The following is a 1,726-nucleotide window of genomic DNA, read 5'->3' as shown; positions in this document are numbered from 1 at the left end:
ATGCTAATCAGCATGGGGTTATGCTGTTAGAGTTTTAAAATTGATTTAATTGCCAATTAACGATAATAAAAACGAGAAAACTTCTTAATATTTTTGTATTGCTGATTACTTTGTACTTAGGTTTTGTCTTGCTGTAAAATAATTCACATTCCAAATTTCGAAAAATTATATAAACTTTTTTCAGATTTACCGACACAAACCTGTCTGCTTTTGTCGAAGGGTGTAATGAAAATCAGATCAGGAGGAAACAGTCTATGAAAATTAAAAAATCACTAATAAGCGGTGCAGCAGCATCAGCACTACTTCTTTCTTCTTTAGGAACAAGCGCTGCATATGCAAATGAGGATACAGTTGAACCAACCACACCAGATACGGAAGAAGTAGTTGGAGTTGATGTAAACGATGAAGCGACAGCGGTAGAAGAAAATTTAGCTGATGAAGAAGCTACTGCAGAAGATGAGGCTTCAGAAGAAGTGACTACGGATGAGGAAGTTGCAACAGATGAAGAGGTAACTGAAGAAAATTCTGCTACTGAAGAAGAAGCAGATGACACAGAAACAACAGAAGAAACGGTTCAAGAGCAAGAAGAGGCACCAGCTTTGGTTCCTGGAGATTTCTTTTACTTTGTAAAAATTATGATGGAAAAAGTAAGACTTGCTGTCACATTTGATGATTACAAGGAAGCTCGTCTTTTAGCTGATTTTGCTGCTGAGCGTATTGCTGAAGCAAATGCATTGCTTGCAGAGGGAAAAACTGATGAGGCAACAGCACTTTTAGAAGAGGCAATCGCTATTCAAAAGGAAGCTACTGACAGTTTAGCAGAATCAGAAGAAATTTCTGGTGAAGATACAGAAGCGACAGAGGAAGCTGCTGATGAAACTGAAGTAACTGAAGATCAGGCAGCTGAAGACACTGAAGCGACAGCAGAAACAACGGAAGGCGAAGAAGTTGCAGCAGAAGATGAAGCGACAGAAGATGAAGTAGAAGCGAAACTTGCTCAAAACATTGATGCATTAGCTGCAGCATTATCACATGTTAAAAACCCTACAGCTCAATTAGCATTAATGAAAAATATTCAAAAGTCTTTTGCGAAATTAGACAAGAAGCTTGCAAAGCTTGAAGCAAAAGCAGCAAAATTCGCAGTTGAAACTACTGATGATGAAAAAGTTGTTGAGGAAGAAGCAGCAGTAGATACTGAAACTGCAACAACAGAAGAAACCCCAGTAGAAGAAGCAACAAAGGAAACAGTAGTTGAGGAAGTCGTAACTGAAGAAACAGTAGTAGAAGAAGTAACAGAGGAAACAGCCGTAGAAGAACCAGTAACAGACGAACAAGCTGAGACTGAAGTTGCAGAAGAAACTAAAGAAACTACTGTTGTTGCTCCAGGATTAGCTAAGAAAGAAGAAGCAAAGGCTAAGGCTGCAGAAAAGCGTGCTGAAGGTCAGGCAACAGGTCTTGCTAAAAAGCAAGAAGCTAAAGAAAAGCAAGTTGATAAACAACAAAAAGCAAATGAAAAGAAACAAAACGGCCAAAATAAAGGCGCTGAGAATAAGAAAGACAATGGTAAAGGGAACGAATAATACATTTCATAAGCCTAGTACTCCGAGTACTAGGTTTTTTTTCTATTAGTTTAGGCAGCAGATCTTGTGCTTAAACCATATTGTAAATGGCAACGAATAATATCCGGTAACAGCCGTTAATTTACTTTTTAAAATTAGATAGACTG

The 1,726-nt window shown here is 38.1% G+C and carries 1 protein-coding gene; it reads left to right on the top strand.

The features are described 5' to 3' along the window. Positions 1 to 254: 254 nt before the first annotated feature. On the top strand, positions 255 to 1,580 hold the full coding sequence (locus tag V7149_RS24885) for a DUF5667 domain-containing protein (protein ID WP_335348249.1): 1,326 nt from the start codon (positions 255 to 257) through the stop codon (positions 1,578 to 1,580). Positions 1,581 to 1,726: the final 146 nt, after the last annotated feature.

The organism is Bacillus sp. JJ1503 (genome assembly GCF_036965125.1).
Lineage (GTDB): Bacteria > Bacillota > Bacilli > Bacillales > Cytobacillaceae > Cytobacillus.
The sequence above is the reverse complement of the archived record's forward strand: the minus strand, read 5'-3'. Positions and strand labels throughout refer to the sequence as shown.

Bases quoted from the DNA above. Each gene is read 5' to 3' on its own strand.
- V7149_RS24885 (WP_335348249.1), top strand. From the start codon at position 255: ATGAAAATTAAAAAATCACTAATAAGCGGTGCAGCAGCATCAGCACTA.